At 55.4% G+C, this 19,326-nt stretch carries 19 protein-coding genes; 10 read left to right on the plus strand and 9 right to left on the minus strand.

Translation table 11 applies throughout. From position 1 onward, the window contains the following. Positions 1-79: 79 nt before the first annotated feature. The 6 genes from purF (at position 80) to OLX08_RS03150 (ending at position 5,735) form a co-directional block, all read left to right on the plus strand. Positions 80-1,549 (plus strand): amidophosphoribosyltransferase, encoded by a 1,470-nt coding sequence (gene purF / locus OLX08_RS03125; RefSeq protein WP_048598189.1) that lies wholly within the window; start codon positions 80-82, stop codon positions 1,547-1,549. Between the two features lie 3 nt (positions 1,550-1,552). After that, the gene (locus tag OLX08_RS03130; RefSeq protein ID WP_391482442.1) at positions 1,553-2,269 is read left to right on the plus strand and encodes a hypothetical protein; all 717 of its coding nucleotides are present in this window, start codon (positions 1,553-1,555) and stop codon (positions 2,267-2,269) included. A 31-nt stretch (positions 2,270-2,300) separates the two neighbouring features. Next, the gene (locus OLX08_RS03135) at positions 2,301-2,948 is read left to right on the plus strand and encodes an SDR family NAD(P)-dependent oxidoreductase (RefSeq protein ID WP_391482444.1); all 648 of its coding nucleotides are present in this window, start codon (positions 2,301-2,303) and stop codon (positions 2,946-2,948) included. Between the two features lie 54 nt (positions 2,949-3,002). Continuing rightward, positions 3,003-3,800, plus strand: coding sequence for a 5'/3'-nucleotidase SurE (surE, locus tag OLX08_RS03140; RefSeq protein ID WP_391482445.1), 798 nt, complete (start codon positions 3,003-3,005; stop codon positions 3,798-3,800). Next, positions 3,797-4,450, plus strand: a complete 654-nt coding sequence (locus OLX08_RS03145) for a protein-L-isoaspartate(D-aspartate) O-methyltransferase (protein WP_391482447.1) — start codon at positions 3,797-3,799, stop codon at positions 4,448-4,450. Before surE ends, OLX08_RS03145 begins: the two co-directional genes overlap by 4 nt. A gap of 70 nt (positions 4,451-4,520) precedes the next feature. Next, positions 4,521-5,735, plus strand: coding sequence for a peptidoglycan DD-metalloendopeptidase family protein (locus tag OLX08_RS03150; RefSeq protein WP_391482448.1), 1,215 nt, complete (start codon positions 4,521-4,523; stop codon positions 5,733-5,735). A gap of 32 nt (positions 5,736-5,767) precedes the next feature. Here OLX08_RS03150 and OLX08_RS03155 read toward each other — a convergent pair whose 3' ends face one another. Genes OLX08_RS03155 through OLX08_RS03170 form a run of 4 tightly spaced genes read right to left on the minus strand, consistent with a single transcriptional unit; the run spans position 5,768 to position 8,262 of the window. Beyond that, positions 5,768-6,628, minus strand: a complete 861-nt coding sequence (locus OLX08_RS03155) for an ATP-binding protein (RefSeq protein ID WP_391482450.1) — start codon at positions 6,626-6,628, stop codon at positions 5,768-5,770. Next, positions 6,628-7,524 carry a twin-arginine translocase subunit TatC gene (tatC, locus tag OLX08_RS03160; protein ID WP_391482452.1) on the minus strand — a complete coding sequence of 299 codons (897 nt, stop codon included), beginning with the start codon at positions 7,522-7,524 and terminating at the stop codon, positions 6,628-6,630. The genes OLX08_RS03155 and tatC overlap by 1 nt, the downstream gene beginning before the upstream one ends. Next, positions 7,521-8,009: a Sec-independent protein translocase protein TatB gene (gene tatB / locus OLX08_RS03165; RefSeq protein WP_341246511.1), complete on the minus strand. Its 489-nt coding sequence runs from the start codon at positions 8,007-8,009 to the stop codon at positions 7,521-7,523. The genes tatC and tatB overlap by 4 nt, the downstream gene beginning before the upstream one ends. A gap of 37 nt (positions 8,010-8,046) precedes the next feature. Continuing rightward, on the minus strand, positions 8,047-8,262 hold the full coding sequence (locus tag OLX08_RS03170; RefSeq protein ID WP_048597959.1) for a twin-arginine translocase TatA/TatE family subunit: 216 nt from the start codon (positions 8,260-8,262) through the stop codon (positions 8,047-8,049). A gap of 206 nt (positions 8,263-8,468) precedes the next feature. Here OLX08_RS03170 and OLX08_RS03175 point away from each other — a divergent pair, with 206 nt between their 5' ends. Continuing rightward, complete coding sequence (locus OLX08_RS03175) at positions 8,469-9,134, plus strand: helix-turn-helix transcriptional regulator (RefSeq protein WP_391483164.1); 666 nt, start codon at positions 8,469-8,471, stop codon at positions 9,132-9,134. Positions 9,135-9,149: 15 nt separating this feature from the next. Here the strand turns inward: OLX08_RS03175 and OLX08_RS03180 are convergent, their stop codons facing one another. Both OLX08_RS03180 and OLX08_RS03185 read right to left on the minus strand, forming a co-directional pair. Then, positions 9,150-10,241, minus strand: coding sequence for an ABC transporter ATP-binding protein (locus OLX08_RS03180; RefSeq protein ID WP_391482453.1), 1,092 nt, complete (start codon positions 10,239-10,241; stop codon positions 9,150-9,152). A 195-nt stretch (positions 10,242-10,436) separates the two neighbouring features. Beyond that, positions 10,437-11,216: an SDR family oxidoreductase gene (locus tag OLX08_RS03185; protein WP_391482455.1), complete on the minus strand. Its 780-nt coding sequence runs from the start codon at positions 11,214-11,216 to the stop codon at positions 10,437-10,439. Between the two features lie 257 nt (positions 11,217-11,473). On the opposite strand from OLX08_RS03185, the gene OLX08_RS03190 reads away from it, so the two are divergent. The 3 genes from OLX08_RS03190 (at position 11,474) to OLX08_RS03200 (ending at position 16,057) form a co-directional block, all read left to right on the plus strand. Then, a complete protein-coding gene (locus tag OLX08_RS03190) occupies positions 11,474-12,478 on the plus strand; it encodes a Hint domain-containing protein (RefSeq protein WP_391482456.1) in 1,005 nt (334 codons plus the stop codon). 63 nt (positions 12,479-12,541) lie between these two features. After that, on the plus strand, positions 12,542-14,152 hold the full coding sequence (locus tag OLX08_RS03195; protein ID WP_391482458.1) for a peptide chain release factor 3: 1,611 nt from the start codon (positions 12,542-12,544) through the stop codon (positions 14,150-14,152). Positions 14,153-14,449: 297 nt separating this feature from the next. Then, on the plus strand, positions 14,450-16,057 hold the full coding sequence (locus OLX08_RS03200) for a DEAD/DEAH box helicase (protein ID WP_391482459.1): 1,608 nt from the start codon (positions 14,450-14,452) through the stop codon (positions 16,055-16,057). A gap of 96 nt (positions 16,058-16,153) precedes the next feature. Here the strand turns inward: OLX08_RS03200 and OLX08_RS03205 are convergent, their stop codons facing one another. The 3 genes from OLX08_RS03205 to OLX08_RS03215 are packed head-to-tail and all read right to left on the minus strand — an operon-like array spanning position 16,154 to position 19,320. Further along, the gene (locus tag OLX08_RS03205; RefSeq protein ID WP_391482461.1) at positions 16,154-17,815 is read right to left on the minus strand and encodes a ribonuclease J; all 1,662 of its coding nucleotides are present in this window, start codon (positions 17,813-17,815) and stop codon (positions 16,154-16,156) included. Then, positions 17,812-18,591, minus strand: coding sequence for a type III pantothenate kinase (locus tag OLX08_RS03210; protein WP_048597946.1), 780 nt, complete (start codon positions 18,589-18,591; stop codon positions 17,812-17,814). The genes OLX08_RS03205 and OLX08_RS03210 overlap by 4 nt, the downstream gene beginning before the upstream one ends. Before the next feature lie 12 nt (positions 18,592-18,603). Beyond that, complete coding sequence (locus OLX08_RS03215) at positions 18,604-19,320, minus strand: biotin--[acetyl-CoA-carboxylase] ligase (RefSeq protein WP_412535664.1); 717 nt, start codon at positions 19,318-19,320, stop codon at positions 18,604-18,606. Positions 19,321-19,326: the final 6 nt, after the last annotated feature.

Below are 19,326 nucleotides of genomic sequence, written 5' to 3' on the forward strand. Positions count from 1 at the left end.
CACCTGACGCGGATTCGGAGATGCACCCGTTGTGACTGAGACACCTCACACCTCCCGCCCTGAGAGCACCCCAAAATCTTTGGCCCAAGAGCCAGTCTTTCGGGCCGACCCGTTTGATGATGATAAGCTAAAAGAAGAATGCGGTATTTTCGGCGTACACGGCCAGCAAGATGCGGCAAACTTTGTGGCACTCGGGCTGCACGCTTTGCAGCACCGCGGCCAAGAAGCAGGCGGCATCGTTGCGCACCACCCCGAACACGGTTTTAACAACGCTCGCCGTTTTGGCTATGTCCGCGACAACTTCACGTCTCACTCAGTGATGGAAACCCTGCCCGGGCCCGTTGCAATCGGGCATGTGCGCTATTCAACAGCTGGTTCCAAAGGCCAAACTTCAATCCGTGACGTGCAGCCCTTTTTTGGTGAGTTTTCCATGGGCGGTGCGGCCATTGCCCACAACGGCAACATCACCAACGCCGACGCGCTGCGCCGTGAGTTGACCGAACGCGGCAGTATTTTCCAAAGCTCGTCCGACAGTGAATGTATCCTGCACCTGATGGCGCGTTCGCTTCAGCGCACGATCCCCGAACGGATGGAAGATGCACTGCGCCGCGTGGAAGGTGCGTTTTCAGTTGTTGCGATGACCCGCACAAAACTGATCGGCGTGCGTGACCCGCTTGGTGTTCGCCCGCTGGTACTTGGCAAACTTGGGGATGGCTATGCGCTGTCATCAGAGACCTGTGGCCTTGATATCATCGGTGCAGAGTTCGTCCGCGAGATCAAACCCGGCGAGATGGTTGTGATTACCGATAATGGCGTAGAAAGCTCTTACCCCTTCCGCCCACAACGCCCCCGTTTCTGTATTTTCGAGCACGTCTATTTCAGCCGCCCAGACAGTATTCTTGGTGGGCGTAGCGTGTATGAAACCCGCGAAGCAATTGGCCGCGAGTTAGCAAAAGAGAACCCGGTTGAGGCCGATCTTGTTTGCCCTGTGCCTGACAGTGGCACCCCTGCGGCGATTGGTTTCAGCCTTGAAAGCGGCATTCCCTATGCAATGGGCATCATCCGCAACCAATACATGGGCCGGACATTCATTGAGCCCACTGAGCAAATCCGCAACATGGGTGTGCGCCTTAAGCTCAACGTCAACCGCGCGCTGATCAAAGGAAAGCGCGTGATCCTGGTCGACGACAGCGTTGTGCGCGGTACCACCAGCCGCAAAATCAAAGAGATGATTTTGGATGCTGGCGCAAAAGAAGTGCACTTCCGCATCGCGTCGCCCCCCACAGCTTGGCCTTGTTTTTACGGCGTTGATACGCCTCAGCGTGAGAAACTACTTGCGGCAACTATGTCTGAGGACGAGATGCGCCAGCACCTTGAAGTGGACAGCCTGAAATTCATCTCACTCGATGGTCTTTACCGTGCCGTGGGCGAGGCAGAGGGCCGCGATCCGCAGCATCCGCAGTATTGTGACGCGTGTTTCAGCGGTGAATACCCCGTTAAGCCGACTGATATGATCGAAAAAGGCTTCGAAATGAAGGCCGCTGAATAGGCCATGGGCCCGCGCATCCTGATCCTTGGAAGTGGTCCGGATGCGCCACAATCCGCCAATTGGGACCGCAGCATTTTTGACCACATAGTGGTGATAAACAACGCGTGGCGGGTGCGCACTGATTGGTCGCATCTTATTCATCCCGAAGATTTTCCTGCGGACAAACGTCCCGCAACGGTATCCCCAGCCCAAAAGATCATTACCGCAGATGACTATGTCACGGTGCAAAACACATACGGCGGCTTTGTTTACGCCGGTGGGACAATGGCTTTCACTGCTGGATACTGGGCGTTGGGTGCGCTGCGCCCATCTGTGATGGCATTCTTTGGATGTGACATGATGTACGCCGCCCAAGGCAACACCCACTTTTACGGCACAGGCACCGCAGACCCACTGCGCGAAGACATAAGCCTTCGTTCGCTTGAAGCTAAATCCGCCCGCTTAGCACTTCAAGCAAACGCCCAAGGCTGCAACGTCGTAAACTTGTCAGCCGCTCCAAGCCGGCAAGTCTTTCCACGGGCCAAACTTGCAGACATCAGACATCTACAAACCACGCCGCCCCCACCTTCTGATATGGCGATGGCGGATGTGCTTAGCGCAGAAAAATCGCTTGGCTATTTCGTGGCCTCAGGGCGTTATTGGGAAAGCTCAGAGCAATTTGACGTAGACGAGATTGATCGTCTTGATGCCATGTGGCGCGCGGCCTATTTGCCATCTTGACGTTCCAGCCCTCACGCAGCACACCACGCATATGACGAATGACACAAAAATCGCCCTCATCACCGGTGCCAGCCGTGGCCTTGGCCATGCGCTTGCGCTCGCCCTTGCGCCGACCCATCACATCATTGCCGTTGGCAAAACCGTTGGGGCCCTCGAAGAGCTTGATGATCTAATCCAAGCACAGGGTGGTCAGGCAACTTTGGCTCCGATGAGCATTCAGACAGAAGCGGCGATGCAGCAGCTGTGCCGTTCTATCCACGATCGGTGGGGGCAAATTGATTTTTGGGCGCATACAGCAATTCACGCAGCCCCCTTGGCACCGGCAAATGCGATGGGACCAAAAGACTGGTCAAAATCCGTTGAGATCAACGTGAATGCTACTGCACAGTTGATCCCGATGATTGGGCCCCTGTTGCGTCCAACCGCTCATGCTGTGTTTTTTGATGATGCTGCTGTCGGTCAGAAATTCTACGGCGCCTATGGTGCAACGAAAGCCGCACAGATTGCGCTTGCCAAAAGCTGGCAGGCGGAAAGCGCCAATATTGGCCCACACATTCACATCACAACACCTGCCCCAATGCCCACCAGCACACGCGCGCGTTTTCACCCTGGTGAGGACAGGAATCTGCTGACAGATCCAGCAGATGAAGCGAAACGCATCTTGGCAGATATTTTTTAGGCCCACGGCACCGCTCTGCTTGCCCCACGCCCCTTGCTCGCCTAACACGGGTGTATGCGTATTTTAATTACAAATGATGACGGCATCGCTGCCCCCGGCCTCAAGATTATGGAGGCCATTGCGCGCGACGTCGCGGGCCCTGATGGTGATGTCTGGACCGTAGCGCCTGCGTTCGAACAATCAGGCGTGGGCCATTGCATCAACTATACCCACCCCACAATGATTTCCGAATTGGCGCCACAGCGCTTTGCTGCCCAAGGCGCGCCCGCAGACTGTGTTTTAGCAGGACTGCACCACGTCATGAAAGACTGCCCGCCCGATTTGGTTTTGTCCGGCGTGAACCGTGGGAACAATTCAGCCGAGAACACGCTTTATTCAGGCACCATCGGTGCTGCGATGGAAGCAGCACTTCAAGGGCTGCCCGCAATTGCGCTGTCGCAATACTACGGACCTGCCATGAAGGATTTGGAAGACCCGTTCGAAGGGGCAGCCGCGTTTGGCGCGGAGGTTGTTAAGCAGCTTTTGAAAACAGGCTTTGAGACACCAGAGGCACACGGGTACCGCACATTTTATAATGTGAACTTTCCACCCGTTGCCGCAGCAGATGTCAAAGGCACCCAGGTCGTACGCCAAGGTCGCCGGCAAGGCACAAGCTTCAGCGTGTCCCCCCAAAACTCCCCCACAGGTCGACAGTTCATGTGGGTGAAAGGTGGCGATCAGCGTGCCCCGTCAGCCGCAGGTACCGACGCGGCGGTAAACCTTGCAGGCTACATCAGCGTCACCCCGATGCGCGCCGATTTGACAGCTACAGATGAGCTTGACCGCCTATCACAGGCATTCGACCGCCCATGAACGCGCCAAGTTACACCCCCGAGCAGAAGATGCAGTTTCTCTTTGCGCTCCGCTCTCGCGGGTTAACGGACGCTCGCGTGCTCAATGCCATGGAGGCGGTGGACCGCGCACAATTTGTCCAAGACGGTGTTTTTAAAGACCGCGCATACGAAGACATGCCCCTACCGATTGCATGTGGCCAAACCATCAGCCAGCCTTCCGTTGTTGGCCTGATGACCCAAGCACTTGACGTAGGTCCGCGCCATCACGTTCTCGAAATTGGTACAGGCTCTGGCTATCAAGGCGCAATTCTATCTCATCTGGCGCGGCGGGTGTTCACCGTTGATCGTCACAAGCGCCTTGTCGATGAAGCGCGCGCCACTTTTGAGGCGTTAGACCTGCGCAACATTACGGCCGTAACCGCAGACGGCAGCCGTGGTTTGCCTGACCAAGCGCCCTTTGATCGCATCATTGTCACCGCCGCCGCCGAAGACCCCCCAGGCCCCCTCTTGGCGCAATTGAAAATCGGGGGTATCATGGTTGTACCCTGCGGACAGGCGGAGACGGTTCAAACCCTGGTGAAGGTTGTTCGTGGCGAAGACGGATTTGACTATACCGAACTGCGCGACGTGCGGTTCGTACCTCTACTTGAAGGGGTCAGCCGCGATTAAATTGACGCGGCACACCAAAACAGAGGCCAAAAGGCCCGTAAATTGAGCAGTTACGCTATGGCGAACGACCATGGCACAGCATATTGAGGAACAGGCCATGTACGCCACGAAACTTTCAATGCCGGCAAAAGCAATTGTCTTATGTTCGGCCCTTGCCCTTGTTGCAGGCTGCGAGCAAGTCAAACAGTGGGATTTTGATTTGCGCGGCCTTACTGGCAACGGCGCTGATACGTCATCCGCCGCGCGTGGTGCCTCGGCATCCCGTCCCGAACCTGATAACCGTGGCATCATCAGCTATCCCAACTATCAAGTTGCTGTCGCACGTGACGGCGACACACTTCAGGCCGTCGCTGACCGCATTGGCGTTAATGCTAATGAGCTGGCGCGCTTTAACGGCATTCGCCCTAGCGACCCGTTGCGCAGTGGTGAGGTTGTGGCCCTGTCCAACCGCGTGGCAGAGCCTTCCCCCGCCACAGGTGCGTCCGCCACCGGGCCGATCCGCGCACCATCATCGGTTGACGTAACAACACTTGCCGGCAGCGCGATCGATAAAGCAGAGGCCCAAGCAGGCGCTGCACCAACGGCATCTGCCTTGCCTCAAACGGGCGTGGAGCCTATCCGCCACCGCGTTGAGCGTGGCGAAACTGCGTTTTCTGTCGCGCGCCTTTACGGCGTCAACGTCCGCTCACTTGCAGATTGGAACAGCCTTGGATCGGACTTGGCCGTGCGCGAGGGGCAGTTTTTGTTGATCCCCGTAGCACCCCCTGCCCCAGTAGCCGCAAGCGCCACCAAACCAGGTGCGGGTTCAAACGCCCCGACGCCGCCATCGGCAGCGACCCCCCTGCCAAGTGATGTGCCCGGTGCTGCCAACGCACAAGACGCAACACCCCAAGCGCCAGATTTGGGCACCAGCACAACACCGGCTGCCGCAACGGCGCGCTTTTTGTATCCTGTGCGCGGCTCAATCATTCGCGAGTACAAAAAGAACGTAAACGAAGGCATCGACATCGGTGCGCCCGCAGGTACGAATGTTAAGGCAGCCGACGCAGGTCAGGTGATCTTGATCAGCAAAGACACAGACCAAATCCCGATTATCATCATGCGTCACAGCGATGGCCTAATCACTGTTTATGCAAATGTGGACGGTCTGCGGGTCAAAAAAGGTGACACGGTAAAGCGCGGAGAGACCATCGCAAAAGTGCGCGCCACAAGCCCAAGCTTTTTGCACTTTGAAGTCCGCAAAGGCTTCGACAGCGTTAATCCAGCGCCGTATTTGCCGAAGTAAACCAGCTTAGTCAGGCGGGTCGTTAACCACCTTTAGCCTGCAAGCGAGACGCCTTTGCGTCCTGCGAGATCGGTGAAATACTGCCAGGCAACGCGCCCAGATCTACTGCCGCGCGTTGCTTGCCATTCAATAGCTTCGGCACGTAACTCTGCATCGCCAATATCGACACCAAAAGCATCACAATATCCGCGGATCATCGCGAGGAACTGATCTTGATCGCAAGCATGAAAGCCCAACCACAGTCCAAAACGGTCCGACAGACTGACTTTTTCTTCCACGGCTTCGGCTGGGTTAATCGCACCGCCACGCTCGTTCTCGATCATGTCACGCGGCATCAGATGGCGACGGTTTGACGTCGCATACAGCACCACATTATCGGGGCGGCCTTGCACCCCGCCGTCCAACACCGCCTTGAGCGATTTGTAATGCGCATCATCGTGGCCAAAGCTGAGATCATCGCAAAACAGAATAAATCGACACTCAGGGGCATCGCGCAGCAGCTCAAGCAAACGCCCGATTGTCGGAAGGTCTTCGCGTTGAATTTCGACCAGCTTACACGAAGTATTTTCAGCATGAACAGCGCCGTGTACAGCTTTGACAAGACTGGATTTTCCCATGCCACGCGCGCCCCATAGCAACGCATTGTTTGCTGGCATGCCGTTCGCAAACTGCTTTGTATTGGCCAACAAAGTGTCCCGCCCCCGATCGACCCCAACCAGGAGTTCTAACGGCACCCGCGAGACATCTGCGACGGGGACCAAACAATCAGGCTGGGTCGACCAGACAAACGCGCTTGCGGCACCTAAATCAGGTTTTGAAACAGGCGGGGGCGACATACGCTCAAGCGCCTGCGCAATCCGTTCAAGCGCATCGGTGGGTAAAGTCGCAGTCATCACCGGTTCTCTTCTTCGTCCGTCCCGCCGTCACCGTGCAGTTCTTCGTCCCAGAGACCTTCGTCTTTCATCTTCTGAATACGGCGCTTTTCTACACCCTGAACCAACCAGATAGAAATCTCGTAAAGACCATAGACCACCACGAACAGGATAACTTGCGTAACAACATCGGGGGGCGTGACCAAAGCCGCCAAAACCAGAATGCCCACAACCGCGTATTTGCGCACAGCCCGCAGACCAGCGGCGCTTACCAAGCCAGCCTTGCCCATTAAGGTTAACAAAACAGGCAACTGGAAACACAGACCGAAGGCGAAAATAAATTTCAAAGATACATCTAGGCTTTCACGCACAGAGCCCAGAAAGACTGTACTTAACTCATTGTTAGCCTGTGGTGCCTCGCCGGTGACCAATCCTGCAATGGACGGGATGACATCAGAAAAGCCGATAAAGAAATTCATCGCCAGCGGCGTCACGACGTAGTGCGCAAACGAAGCCCCCAACATGAAAAGCGCAGGGCTTGCGATGATGAACGGCAAAAAGGCGTTTTTCTCGGTCTTGTACAAGCCGGGCGCAACAAAGCGCCAAAGTTGGAACGCGATTACGGGGAAACTAAACGCAAAGCCCGCTATGACCGAAATCCGGATCAATACAAAGAACTTCTCTTGTGGTGCCGTAAAAATCAACCGCGGGTCTTCACCGCGCGAACGCAGGATGTCCGCGATCGGTTCGGCGAGAAATTCCAAGATCGGTTCGGCGATCGTAAAGCATGCGACCATCGCAACCAAAAAAGCCACGACACTGCGAATGAGCCGTGTACGCAGCTCAGTCAGGTGTTCGATCAAAGGTGCAGCACTATCATCAATCTCGGCTTCGGGGGCTTGGGATGTATCGCTCATGCGTCACCTTCGGATTTGCTTTGCGCGCTTGGGGTCGCATCGGTCGCAGGTTTTGCTGCGGCCACTTCTGCCTCGGCCTCAGCCAGCGCAGCCCGCGCGGCCTCTGCACGTTTTTCGGCTTCTTTAATCTTAGTGGCGGCTTGGATTTTAGCAGCCGCATCACTGCGTTCGGGCGACAGTGACGGCTCACCCTCGTCCCCGTCCTTCAATGGGTCCCATGCCTCAAACGCGCGAGAGGCTTGATCAAGCTTGTCCAGACCAAGCGCCTTTTTGCTTGTCATGTTCTGAAAGTCGCGCGCCACATCCCCAACACCTGTTGAGTTTGCCGCTTGGTTCATCGCAGATGTGAACTCGCGCGCCATGCCTTTGGCCTTGCCGGAAAAGCGCCCCAACGTGCGGAACATCTGCGGCAGGTCCTTGGGTCCCACCACAATCAACGCCACCACACCCACGACGATCATTTCGCCCCAGCCAAGTCCAAACATCTACAATTCCTTTACAAGCATTACCCGCACGCGCGGATTAGGCTTTGTCTTTTTCAGTCTCAGGTGTGACGTCTTTTGCTGCGTCCGCCTGCTCTTGCTCAAGCTCTTCGGTGCCGTCTTTGACGCCTTTTTTGAACGCGGTGATGCCTTTGCCCACTTCGCCCATCAAAGACGAGACTTTGCCGCGGCCAAACAGAACCAACACGACGACTGCAATCAGCAAGAAACCCATGGGGCCAATGTTGTTCAACATGTCTAAACTCCTTCGCGCTTGGTTGCGCATCTATCTATGTTCAGCCTCAAGAAATACGCGGATTTACACGCCCTCGCCAGCGATAAACTGGCCATTAAATTACCTTTTTGGTGTTTCTCATGACAAAAACCTGTCAACTGTCAGGTAAATGTCAGGAAAGCGGATTTCATTCCTAAAATTACTACGCCCTGAGGAAGAAAGTACGAATCATGCGCAAGGACCGCCTCTATCGATTGATCACCCATTTGCGTGATGGGAAATTACACCGTGCCGCTGATTTGGCCCGCGCGATGGATGTCTCGGAGCGCACTATCTACCGCGATATGGAAACGCTTGCCGCCAGCGGCGTGCCCGTTCAGGGGGAGCGCGGCGTGGGGTATTGGGTAACGGCGGCGATTACACTTCCCCCGCTGAACCTGTCTTTGACCGAACTTGAGGCGCTTCACGTGGGCCTTCAGGTTGTGGGCGAAGCTGCGGACGATGATCTGTCCCAAGCTGCACGGACGTTGTCCGCAAAGATCGACGCTGTGTTACCCGAAGAACGCACCAGCGCGCCGGCCTCTTGGGGCTTTGCCATATATCCGTTCGCAGATGCCGCACGTGGGTTTCAGCATTTGCCGCAGCTACGCCAAGCCATTCGTGCCCGTCAAAAGCTAAAACTACATTACGACGGCACAAACATCGTGGTCCGTCCCCTACAGCTTGATTATTGGGGGCGCGTTTGGACGTGCGTCGTGTGGAATGAAACTTCGCATGAATTCAATGAGTTGCGCGCTGATCTTATTACGGAATGTTCAACTCTTCCGGGGCTTTTCGTGGAGGAACAAGGCAAAACCCTTGCGGATTACGCAGAACGTAAAATTACGCTCTAGAGGCGCGACACATCGTTACTTGGGAAATACAAAGCACCGATCGCGGCGCAGCATCAGCCACAAAGGCACACCTTTTTTGGGCAAAAACACCGAAGGCACGGACGCCTTTAGGATTGAGCCATCAAAATCCATCCGGAATTCAACAAGTGAATCCTTGCCCATAAATCGTGCCCGCTCAACCACGCCGCGCGCAGGGACGCCGGTTTGAGGCGTCGGGTTCGGCCCTACACCCTGCCGGTCGAAATCAATTTTGATGTGCTGTGGGCGGATAACAATCTCGACCTCACCACCCTCAGGCACTGCGGGGGCAAGAAACTGCCCAAAGGCCGTCTCGACCAATCCCCCATGCACGCGCCCCGGTACGATGTTCAGATCACTGAAAAAAGCCGCTGCGTCTTTGTCCACGGGACGCATGTGCACGTTATAAGGCGCACCGCGCTGCACGATAACCCCATCGCGCATGAGGGCTATTTCATCGGCCATGCGCATCGCTTCATCAGGTTCGTGTGTGACCAATAAAACGGCAGTGCCTTCTTCTTTAAGCACCTCAAGAGTTTCGTCGCGGATGTCATCACGCAAGCGGTTATCAAGGCCGGAGAACGGCTCATCCATCAGCATGATTTTCGGCTGTGGCGCCAACGCACGGGCCAAAGCGATGCGCTGTTGCTCGCCACCGGACAGTTGGTGCGGATAAGCATCCGCGTAGTGAGGCAAGCCAATGCGTTTTAGCAGATGATTAACGCGCTCAGCCTTTTGCGCGCGCGATCCCCGCAGGCCAAAGGCAATATTGCCAGCAACAGTGAGGTGCGGAAATAAAGCAAAGTCCTGAAACATCAGCCCGATTGAGCGGGCCTCGGCCGGAACACGTGTGACGGTGTCGCACACCAGCTCACCATCGACCATGATTTTGCCGCTGTCTTGCATCTCGACGCCTGCAATCATGCGCAGGGTCGTAGATTTCCCACAACCGGACGGCCCCAGAAGGCACGTCACCTGCCCCGCCGCGACGCTAAGGGATACGTCGTCCACAACCTTGCGACCGCCAAAGCTGCGGTTCAGGTTTGTCACTTCAAGACGCGGCGCATCGGTGGCTACGGATGTGGGCATGAATGCGATATCCTATTTCCGAGCAAAACAATCAGGCTCGGTTCCGCACATAGCAACCACACCGCACCTTGCCAAGACATTGCAGCCTTTCAACATGTCGCACGCAGTCGAATGAAAGCCTGTGTATTAAACGCAAAAGGCGGGATGCCATGCTTGACACCCCGCCCTTCTCAAAATTCAGACTGGATCAGACCATCAGAGGGTCGCGTTCACCGCGCCACCATCAAGCAAGACGTTTTGCCCCACCATAAAGCCGGCATGCTGCGAACACATAAACGCACAGGCAGCACCAAACTCTTGACGTGTGCCGTAGCGGCCAGCTGGAATAGTCGCTGCGCGTTGCGCTTTGGCCTCATCCATGGATATGCCCTGCGCGTTCATCACGCCCGTATCAAGGGCGATCGCACGATCTGTGGCGTGGATACCGGGCAGAAGGTTGTTGATGGTCACACCGTGGCCCGCAACCTGACGTGCCGTACCAGCCACATACCCCGTCAAACCCGCGCGTGCAGAGTTCGACAGACCCAAAACAGCGATCGGCGCTTTGACAGATACAGACGTAATGTTGACCACACGGCCCCAGCCTTTTTCCATCATGGAGGGCAGCAGTGCCTTCATCAACGCAATCGGCGCCAGCATATTTGCATCGAGTGCTGCAATGAAATCATCACGCTCCCAATCGGTCCACATACCCGGAGGGGGACCACCGGCGTTGGTGACCAAAATATCGACACCTTCAGAGGCGGCCAAAACATCAGCCTGGCCGTTTTGCGTGGTCACATCGGCCACGACTGTTGTCACACTCACACCAAAACGCGCACGAATATCGGCGGCAGCGGCTTCCAAAGCCTCTTCACCCCGTGCGTTCATTACCAAATCAACACCAGCCTCAGCCAAACTCTCGGCGCATCCAAGCCCCAGCCCTTTGGAGGAGGCACATACAAGCGCGCGCTTTCCGCGTAGTCCTAAATCCATGTCATCTCTGCCTTTAGATTTGTGTTGCAATGGCTGGCAACTTCTCATCTGAGCGCGCGGCACACCAGTGGTGTTTTGCACCGGATTGAACATTATTTCCCTGCACACGTTCAATTTATAACCGCACGTCAAAAAATATGCCTTTGCATTGTCCTAAAGCTGACAAAATCTTAAGCAAGGTACTGTAGCTAGTGATGCGGCGTGTCGGTGGACAATTAGCCCGCGCCCAACGTTCTAATGAGTGAGAGCCCACCCAAATGCCTGCCCGCGTTCAATCATTTTCGGTCCTGAAAGCAGCAGCGTTACGCGTCACTTCTGGCGTTAACCACGGCGAGGCAATGGGCTTGGCCGAAGATGTGCTGTTGGAAGACGTCTATGAACTGGTCAGCGATGCAGCACTGCATACACTTACGGTGCACAACTCACACGCGGCCCGACAAAGCACCTTAAGCATCCATGCAACCTCAAAACTGGGACGTGCAGGCTCAACACTTGCCATAGACAGCGCCATGACGCTGATGGCACCTGATGGTCACACCCTTGAGTTGCTTGTTCTGGTCGAAGTCATCGACGGCGGGCTTGAACAAATCCTACTTTTGCCACTTGGCATAATTGAACGAAAAACCCCCTACACGTTAGTAGGCACCACCCGCACAGATCTATATCAACGCCTCAACCGGATGATCTCAGCTGCTTTTTTCAGCGGCACACGTATCACAATGGCTTCAGGCGAACAGCGTGCGGTTGAAAAACTGGCGGTGGGCGATCGTGTTTTGACGCGGGATGGCGGGGCGCAACAGATCCGCTGGATCGGCCAGCGAACTGAACGCGCAAACAGCACAATGGCTCCGGTGTTGATCAAAAAGGGTGTGCTGAATAACTCAGCCGATTTGCGCATCAGCCCCCATCACCGCCTATTCATTTATCAACGCCATGACGAAATTGGCACAGGGCGCGCCGAAGTGATAGTCCAAGCACGCCACCTCATCAACGGTACATCCGTTGTTCAAGAGGCAGGGGGCTTTGCTGATTATTATCAACTTCTCTTTGATCAGCACCACATCATCTATGCAGAAGGTATCGCGGCGGAATCCATGCAAATGGATGCCAGCGCCCGCAGTATGATCCCGAAACCTTTGGCCGAAGCACTGATGCACCGGCATATAACCGACGGGCCTGCAACAGACCTTAGCTTCGAAATTGCCGAAGGGATGCTCACGGGAAATACCGTTGAGTTACTGCGCCGCGCTTCAGGTGGCTAGCACCCAAACGCGCGCCGCAATATCCCACTTTCCCAAGCCCCCTAGGGGCGCTATAGCGGGCCTATGTTAGATACACCGCTTGTCCTTGCGCCCGAAATTGCGCGCCGCCGCACCTTCGCGATCATCAGCCACCCCGATGCTGGTAAGACCACACTTACCGAGAAGTTTCTGCTTTATGGTGGTGCGATCCAGATGGCGGGGCAAGTACGGGCAAAAGGTGAAGCGCGCCGCACCCGCTCAGACTTTATGCAGATGGAAAAAGACCGCGGCATTTCGGTTTCCGCATCGGCCATGTCGTTCGATTTTGCCACAGGCGAGAACAGCTACCGGTTCAACCTTGTGGATACGCCCGGTCACTCGGACTTTTCCGAGGACACCTACCGCACCCTAACTGCTGTCGACGCGGCCGTGATGGTGATCGACGGGGCAAAAGGCGTTGAAAGCCAAACCCAAAAGCTGTTTGAAGTATGCCGCCTTCGTGATCTGCCCATCTTGACGTTCTGTAACAAGATGGACCGCGAAAGCCGCGATACTTTTGAGATTATTGACGAAATTCAAGAAAACCTAGCGATTGATGTTACCCCCGCATCGTGGCCCATTGGGCGCGGCCGTGACTTCATCGGATGTTATGACATTTTGCGCGACGAGCTACAGTTGATGGACCGCGCAGACCGAAACACAGTCGCCTCAGCAGTAAAAATCAAAGGCCTCGACGATCCAAAACTGGCAGAACTGGTCCCCGCTGACCTGTTGGAAACGTTCTTGGAAGAGATCGAGATGGCGCGTGAATTGATGCCGCCACTGAATGCACAAGCACTTCTTGAAGGGACGATGACACCCATTTGGTTTGGCTCTGCGATCAACTCATTCGGCGTACAGGAACTGATGGACGGCATCGCCACATACGGCCCAGAGCCACAGCCCCAAAGGGCCGACCCGCGCGCCATTTCACCAGACGAAAAGAAAGTGGCGGGATTTGTGTTTAAAGTGCAGGCCAACATGGATCCAAAGCACCGTGACCGCGTGGCTTTCGTTCGGCTCGCCTCAGGGCACTTTAAGCGTGGCATGAAACTGACCCATGTGCGCTCCAAAAAACCGATGGCAATTTCAAACCCCGTGCTATTCCTCGCGTCCGATCGTGAATTGGCGGAAGAGGCATGGGCCGGCGACATCATCGGCATTCCAAACCACGGCCAGCTGCGGATTGGTGACACGTTGACCGAAGGCGAGGCCTTGCGCGTTGCGGGCATCCCATCGTTTGCCCCAGAGTTGCTGCAAACCTGCCGCGCCGGTGATCCGATGAAAGCAAAGCACCTTGAAAAGGCGTTGATGCAATTTGCCGAAGAAGGTGCTGCAAAAGTGTTTAAACCCACGTTCGGCTCTGGCTTTATTGTTGGCGTGGTTGGCGCGTTACAGTTCGAAGTTTTGGCCAGCCGCATTGAGATGGAATACGGCCTGCCCGTACGTTTTGAGGCATCGCAATTTACCTCAGCGCGGTGGGTTCAGGGGCAAAAGCCCGCAGTTGATGCATTCGTTGCCGCCAACAAACAGCATATCGCCACAGACAATGACGGCGACACCGTGTTTTTGACCCGCCTCCAGTGGGATATTGACCGCGTTGGCCGCGACTACCCAGATGTCAGCCTGACCGGCACCAAAGAAATGATGGTTTAGCGCGCCAATCTTTATTCAAGACGGCAGTGCGATTCTTGCCCTGCCGTCTGTTCATCTAAGTGGCGCACTGCGAGTAAATTTACCCCACATTCTTCGGCCAAATGGTGCATTTATCACCCATTCATGGTGGATTAAGCCCAGCCATCAGTCATCTTGGCTTAGGCGTTTGACCCACACGGACTTATCCCCTAGACCTTGGCCAGCGCATCTTAGGGGCTGTTGATCCCATGGCCAAACCGGGCCACGCGCAGACCAATCGGCGGGCCAAGATCGTGTCCGCACTAAACGCGGATTTACATGATAACTTTTGCTGATCTGAACCTTGATAAAAAGGTCCTCAAAGCCGTCGAAGAGACCGGCTATACGTCCCCCACCCCCATTCAAGCCGGCGCGATCCCTCCTGCGCTCGAAGGCCGCGACGTTCTAGGCATCGCCCAAACAGGTACCGGAAAAACGGCCAGTTTCACCCTGCCGATGATTTCGATGCTCAAACGTGGCCGCGCCCGCGCACGGATGCCCCGCAGCCTTGTCTTGGCCCCGACCCGCGAGTTGGCAGCCCAAGTGGCGGAAAACTTCGACGCCTACGCAAAGCACACCAAGCTGACCAAAGCGCTTCTTATCGGCGGTGTTTCATTCAAAGAACAGGACATCCTGATCGACAAAGGTGTCGATGTTCTCATCGCCACGCCGGGTCGTTTGCTGGATCATTTTGAGCGCGGCAAGTTGATCTTGTCAGACGTGAAAATCATGGTCATCGACGAAGCTGACCGGATGCTCGACATGGGCTTTATCCCCGACATCGAGCGTATCTTTGGCCTGACGCCATTTACCCGTCAGACGTTGTTTTTCAGCGCAACAATGGCACCCGAGATTGAGCGGATCACAAACACTTTCCTGTCGAACCCCGCCAAAGTTGAAGTTGCCCGCGCCGCAACCACGAACGATAATATCACGCAGTCCGTCTATATGTTCAAAGGCTCGCGCCGTGACCGTCAGGACAGTGAAAAGCGCAAGCTTTTGCGCCAGCTGATCGAACGTGAAGCAGATGCGTGCCGTAACGGTATCATCTTTTGCAACCGCAAGATGGACGTAGATATAGTTGCGAAGTCCATGAAGAAATACGGCCTTGATGCAGCCCCGATCCACGGTGATTTGGAGCAAAGCAAGCGTATGGAAACACTCGCGGCGTTCCGCGATGGTAGCCTGCGTTTCTTGGTTGCTTCTGATGTTGCCGCACGCGGGTTGGATGTGCCGAACGTTAGCCATGTGTTCAACTATGACGTTCCCTCACATGCTGAGGACTACGTTCACCGCATTGGTCGGACAGGCCGCGCAGGTAACACCGGAACGGCAATCATGATCTGCATCCCGAGGGATGAGAAAAATCTCGCGGATATCGAAACCCTTGTGAAGCAGGAAATCCCCCGCGGTGATCTGCCTGAAGGGTCAAAGACTGCAACACAGGCCGATGCGCCTAAAGATGGTGCCGCAGAAACGTCAGGGGCAGGCACGGATGAAAAGCCAAAGTCACGGTCGCGCAGCCGCTCACGGTCACGCAAAAAGCCCGAGACAGCTGCAGTAGACGTGGTTGAGACGCAGACCGAGACACCTCAGGATGTTGCAGCGCCTACTGGCGATGCAGACAAAGACGCCGATCAGCCAACCACGCCTCAAGACAACGCACGCCAAGCCGACACAAATGAGCGCCCTCGCCGTTCACGAGGCGGACGCGGTCGTGGCCGAAATGGTGGAAATGACAACAATGGTCCACGTTTTGAGGGCCTTGGCGATCACACTCCTGCGTTCATCGCGCAAAGCTTTGCGGAACGTCGTGCGAATGATGCTAAAACGTTTAAGTCTGCACCTGTGAAAGAGACTGCTGCAGCCAGTGATGAAGAAGAATAGCAAAAGCGACTGGCTCATTTAGGGCCGACCGAGCTAAAAACAAGAAAGGCTGGAAACCGCGAGGTCTCCAGCCTTTTTCTTTGGTCTTCGCAATGATTAGCTGAGCCGGCTAATCACACAAGTGACCTCTACTTTTTTGCCGATCTCTTGCTGGCAGGTACGCCGCGCTTGGCGCTTTAGCTGCTCTTCAAGCTTGTCATCATCTGCCACAGTACGATCATCTGCCCGCATAATCAGCTGACCAAGATCCTGCTCAAGGACATCAACCAGCGGCGCGTTTGATGTGCCAACTTCGGCAATGCCCTTCACCTCACACCATGGCTCGCCAAGCGGTTCACCGTCTTCGTCGATGATCACCGTGACAATCACATGTCCGTTCAGCGCCATCTTCACACGATCACGCACAATGCCGTCCAGCATGCCGACTTTGACGGAGCCGTCCAGATATGTCCGACCCGTTTCAACGTAGCCACCTACTTTGGGGGCGTTGCCAGTCAAGTCAATCATCGTGCCGTTTACGGCGACAACTGCGCTCATACCCTTGGCAGTGCACAGCTTGGTATGTTCACGAAGGTGACGGTGCTCACCGTGCATTGGTATCACCACTTGTGGGTTCACAAGCTGGTGCATCTCTTCCAGATCTGGGCGGTTGGCGTGCCCCGACACGTGATAGGCACCGGAGTAATCATCGATCACATCCACGCCCAATTCACTGAACTGGTTCATGATTTTGATAACACCACGCTCGTTGCCGGGAATGGTTTTTGATGAGAACAGGAACGTGTCGCCAGCCTTCATGGTAATGCCGCGGTACTTGCCGTTGGCAAGTTGGGCAGAGGCCGCCCGGCGTTCACCTTGGCTACCTGTCACCAAGAGCATCACGTTTTGGCGGGGAATTTGTGTCGCTTCTTCTGCAGAGATCGTGCTGGGGAAGTCCGTCAGAATACCTGTTTCTGTGCCCGCTTGGACCATCTTGCCCATGGCACGGCCCAACAAACAAACAGAACGTCCTGCAGCAATGCCCGCGTCCGCCAATGTCTGTAAGCGCGCAATGTTACTGGCGAAAGTGGTCGCGACCACCATGCCCTCTTGCTCTGCGATCAGTTCCGTAATGGCAGGTTTCAGCGTCGATTCAGAGCGGCCTGCATCACGCGAGAATACGTTTGTGCTGTCGCAAACCAATGCTTTGACTGTCCCAAACGATGACCACAGCTTGCGATCAAACGCCTCGCCCACAACAGGGTTCGTATCAATTTTGAAATCACCCGTGTGCACGATGCGCCCTGCAGGAGTATCTATGACAAGGCCAGAGCTTTCAGGGATTGAATGCGAGATCGGCACAAAACCCACTTTGAATGGACCCGTCTCAACTGTCTCGGGCCAAGGGCTAACCGTGTGCAGCGCATCGGTATCCGCGCCATGCTCTTCCATCTTGCGGCGGGCGATATTGGCTGTAAACGCACGGGTATAGATTGGGGCCTTAAGGCGCTCCCAAAGGTGACCAACTGCGCCCACATGGTCTTCGTGCGCATGGGTGATGAACACGCCGTCGATACGGTCACGCCGCTCAACAAGCCATGACACGTCGGGCAAAATCAGATCAACACCCGGGGTGCTGTCCATATCAGGGAAAGTCACACCAAGATCGACAACGATCAAACGCTCTTTATGTTCGGGGCCATATCCGTAGACATAGCAATTCATCCCCACTTCGCCGGCACCGCCGAGAGGTAGGTAAATCAGCCGTTCGCTGCTCATAACGTATTATTATCCTTGTTGTATTTATAGATGACGGTCAGGCCGTGCATCGTTAAAAACTCTTCATATTCGTCAAATAGCGCATGTCCTTGTTGGAACAACGGGGCCAGCCCACCAGTGGAGACGACGCGCATCTGCCGTCCCTGTTCCGCTTTGATACGATCACAAATGCCGTTGATTAGGCCGACATAACCCCAAAATATCCCCGACTGCATACAAGCGACCGTGTTGGTGCCAATCACACGTTCGGGCTTGGTCACATCCACATGGGGCAATGCAGCCGCCGCTTGGTGGAGTGCCTCTAGTGACAAATTCACTCCGGGTGCGATGACCCCGCCGATATAGGCCCCGTCTGTGTCGACAACATCAAAAGTAGTCGCCGTCCCGAAATCTACGACAATCAGATCACCGCCAAAAAGGCTGTGTCCCGCAACAGTGTTTACCAAACGGTCCGGTCCAACTTGGGTCCCACCATCGACGCGCACATCCACGGGCAGCAAACAATCAGGCTTGCCCACTACAAGCGGGCGGCAATTGAAATAACGGTCTGCAAATACCCGTAAGTTGAACACGACCCGGGGAACTGTTGAGCTGATGATGACATCCGTGATCTCAACATCAACTTTCTGGAAAGACATCAGTGTCGATAGCCAGACATAGTATTGATCCGCCGTGCGCTGGTGCTCGGTCGAGGTCCGCCAGTTTGCAATGAAATGCTCGCCGTCCCAAATTGAGAAGACGGTGTTGGTGTTGCCGCAATCGATCGCCAGTAACATTCCGCACGCCTCCTAAAAATATACGTCGGCAGCCGTGACGGTTTCACGACCCTTGGGGGTCTCTAATACAAGATTGCCCTCCGCGTCCACATCTCGAAAGGTTCCAGTGATTGTGTCGCGGGACGTTCGGGCGGTAATCACCTCGCCCAGACGGGCGGCGCGTGACAGCCATAGTGCCCGAATGTGATCAAACCCTTTGGTCGCAAGAAGCGCTTCTTGCGATGCGTATTTTGCCGCAAGTATGTTCAAGAACGTCATCGGCGTCGGAGCCTCAACCTGCGTATCAAGATGCAGTGCGACCGCTGTCGGGCCAAATGCGGCGTCTTCAATGACAGGCGCATGAGCAAGGTTCACACCGATGCCAATCGACAACCAATTCAACTGAGCCCCGCCAGACGCCTCAAGCAAAATTCCGGCAACTTTACCGCGCGACAGCAATACGTCGTTGGGCCATTTCAACGCCAGCTTGGACGCAGGGACAAACGCGCTTAAGGCATCAAACAATGCATTAGCTGCTAAAAAACTGCGCTGCGCCCCTTGCTGGGCCGAACAATGCGGCTTGAACACAAGAGTCGCCGCAAGATTACCTGTGGGGTGCCCCCAAGATCGACCAGACCGGCCGCGTCCTGCGGACTGGGCATCGGCCCTTATCCATGTGGGAGATGTAAGCGACGGCGCGCGTCGCGCCGCCTCTGCCATGGTGCTGTCAACTTGATCTAACTCGATCAAATCGAC

It is taken from the genome of Nereida ignava (assembly GCF_047114695.1).
In the GTDB taxonomy this organism is placed as follows: Bacteria; Pseudomonadota; Alphaproteobacteria; order Rhodobacterales; family Rhodobacteraceae; genus Nereida; species Nereida ignava.